Origin of the sequence: Mesorhizobium sp. M8A.F.Ca.ET.161.01.1.1, assembly GCF_004792105.1 — a bacterium.
Classification (GTDB): Bacteria; Pseudomonadota; Alphaproteobacteria; order Rhizobiales; family Rhizobiaceae; genus Mesorhizobium.
Window position 1 is genome coordinate 1 of record NZ_SRTD01000203.1, and the last position, 353, is coordinate 353.

The window sequence follows — 353 nt, forward strand, 5'->3', positions numbered from 1 at the left end:
GCCGAAGCGGGCGGCGTCTTCCGGCGTCAGGCACGGCATTGCTGTCTCAGCCGGCGCATAGGCGATCTCGCTGGTGCCCTCCCAGACTGCCGGCGGCGCGAAGGACAATGGGCGAAACCGGTTGGGCTCCTTGCCTTCCGAAATCGCTCGCAGCCACGCCTCACGGCGCGGAATCTCGGCATGGAGATGCGGCGAGACGCCGACCTCGATGCGGTTGAGCGGCGAGGTCGTGGCATCGTCGAGACCAATGAAATGGAAGCCGGCGGTCGAGCCCGCCTGATGGCAGCCTTGGCAGGCGCCGTTGTCGAGCCGGTCGACCAGGGCCTCCGGCGTGCAGATCGGAAGAGCACACG

Annotated in this window: 1 pseudogene; it reads right to left on the minus strand. The window is 68.0% G+C overall.

Annotated elements, in window-relative coordinates:
* Nucleotides 1-353 (minus strand): annotated as a pseudogene (locus EN804_RS35325) (hypothetical protein); the annotation flags it as partial.